At 40.5% G+C, this 2302-nt stretch carries 2 protein-coding genes; one reads left to right on the top strand and one right to left on the bottom strand.

The features are described 5' to 3' along the window. Positions 1–150 precede the first annotated feature (150 nt). Positions 151–1617 carry a transposase gene (locus tag KKH91_08280; GenBank protein MBU0952798.1) on the bottom strand — a complete coding sequence of 489 codons (1467 nt, stop codon included), beginning with the start codon at positions 1615–1617 and terminating at the stop codon, positions 151–153. Between the two features lie 490 nt (positions 1618–2107). On the opposite strand from KKH91_08280, the gene KKH91_08275 reads away from it, so the two are divergent. After that, positions 2108–2302, top strand: a 195-nt coding sequence (locus KKH91_08275; protein ID MBU0952797.1) for a ParB N-terminal domain-containing protein, incomplete at its 3' end; no start/stop codon positions are given.

Here is a 2302-nt window from a genome sequence, read left to right as displayed (position 1 = left end):
CCATATTTTGATATTGGAGCGGACATGGTAAACATTTTAAAGTAAGCCGTCATTTATCTGAAGGAATGCGACAATATAAACATAGCCATCCTGTCCGCATAAATTTTGAAATCTCAAACTATGGAAAATTAAGCCAGGCCTGTGCTTATTTTATAATTCAAGCTCTATCCCATAAAGATCCTGTACAATGTCGCGCCACTGGCCTAAAGGCCTATCTTTATCAAATGCAAACTCTAATGCACCTTTTATCTCCCATTTTTTACGGAACGTGGGCCAGGTTAACATATAATATTGAGCCCGTTCCTTTATAGGGGTCCTTGTGTCTCGCAGACTTTTAGGAAGATACGTTTGAGACGTTCGCATCAAGCACATTGCCATCCGAAGGTATCGTCTGCTCATACCAAAATCTGCATGCTGTCCTTGTGCACCTCGTCGCTTGTGATCCAGCTTTAACTCTTCAGGTCCATTTATCCCTATATGGTAACCCGATCTTACAACATAGTCTTTCAGGATACGATTGCAGCGTTTTGCCACTTTTCTAACTTGAGTTTTGCCCTGGACCCCACCGGTTTGTTTAATCCTTGGAATAATACCGGCATATGAAACCAGCTGGCTTAAAGATTTCTGTCTATCAGGATCACCAATCTCAGCACAAACACCAGCAGCTAAAACGATTCCGATACCCCGGATACTGGTCAAAAAAGCACCAGGAGTCTGGGCTAAATGTTCAGCAATTTCTTTTTCCAACTGCTGTATATTCTCCTGAAGGCATATATAAAGCTTGACCTGTTGTTGCAAAGCAAGCTGCAAGGTTGCAATATATTTTGCCGGAGGTTGGAGAACCTGGGACGTATATTTCTGGAGGTGTTCCGCACAGTGATCAGCATGATGGACTAAATTTCGGGCGAGAAGCCTCGATAGTGTTGAGCGGCTACGTTGACGGATTTGGTGTACACTAAACCGATTGCCCATCAACGCTAATGAACCCTTTGAGAACGGAAAAATCCCGCTTTTTTTCTCGTCCAAAAATCCAGGGAAAATCTGATCAACAAGGAAGTGAATTCTACGTTTAACCCCGGTTGCCATTTGAACCAGTTTTCGTCTTTGCCGGACAAGCATTCGTAAATTCCAATAGATACCGGTTTGAGCAGGAGAGCAGTTTCCTTTGCAGCTAAGAAGCATTTTACAGATCCCCAGTAAATCCAGGATATCCGTGCTTGCCTGTTTGTTGTCACGATGCTTCTTTGCATCACAGGCGTTTACTCCGGCAACCACCCAACTGTCTGAACGTAAAGCTGCAATAACCTTAAGGTCACACGTAAAATTATCAGCATAAGAGCCGCAGTCTTCACCTCCGAAAAAGACATGCTGAAGTTTAATGCCACGATGCTGGCAAGATTTTTTAACCTGATCCACCAGATAATTTTTGCCTTCCAATGAATTCTTGACTGAAAAAGGTTTTCGTAGGATATCACCGTTGCCATTGCAAAACATAACAACATGATCTTTTTTTGCATAATCCATTGGAATGCACATAGCTTTGTTCCTTTCCCCTGCAGACTCAAAAAGACTAAGAATTTCTTGACTTTGATTCCGATAAATGTTTTGTTTTTTCATGGGGTTCCCCCTCCGTAAATTGTTCAACTGCTTTATTGCAGATTGATCCTAAACTATATCACCGATTTAGTTCGGATGATTCTTTTTAGGGGGAACCCCTCCTTTCATTCAATGGTATTTTGAGCTACGATAATGCAAATATTGAAAATACCAAAGGATAGAATCGTGAGTGCGTGTGAGGTCGATTGAAAGGCTCCCACACACTCACGATATCTATTCCTTTCAACGTACCAATATATAAAAAACACGGCCCGCACTTAACTGCAAAAAAACCGCTCTATCATCTAAATTCCCAATCCTGACATCTTTTTACCCTGTTTGATTTTGGACACCTGACGTGGGAGGACATGGGAATAGAATAATTGTCCCTTTTTCAGAAACAGCAAATGTCATTTAGTTTTACTTTTTTGATAATCTTTTTTATAAAACATCTATATTTTTAAACCCGCGCGATAAGATTTTTTTTATTTTTTTATAGGGGATTTGGATCATGCCCATAACAGACCATAAAAATTATTCTTTTTCGTTCAGTATGATAGACATTAAAAAAATTGATCCTTCACCCTATCAACACCGCAAATACTTTGATGAAGAAAGTTTAAGAGAACTTGGCGCAAGTATTTTACGTGATGGATTGATTGAACCGGTTATAGTTCGGCCGCAAAAGAATGGCAGGTTTCAGCTT

This window comes from Elusimicrobiota bacterium (assembly GCA_018816525.1).
Taxonomy (GTDB): domain Bacteria; phylum Elusimicrobiota; class Endomicrobiia; order CG1-02-37-114; family XYA2-FULL-39-19; genus OXYB2-FULL-48-7.
This window is presented reverse-complemented; position numbering and strand designations above follow the sequence as displayed.

Coding starts and splice junctions, on each gene's coding strand:
- KKH91_08280 (MBU0952798.1), bottom strand. CDS start 1,617: ATGAAAAAACAAAACATTTATCGGAATCAAAGTCAAGAAATTCTTAGT.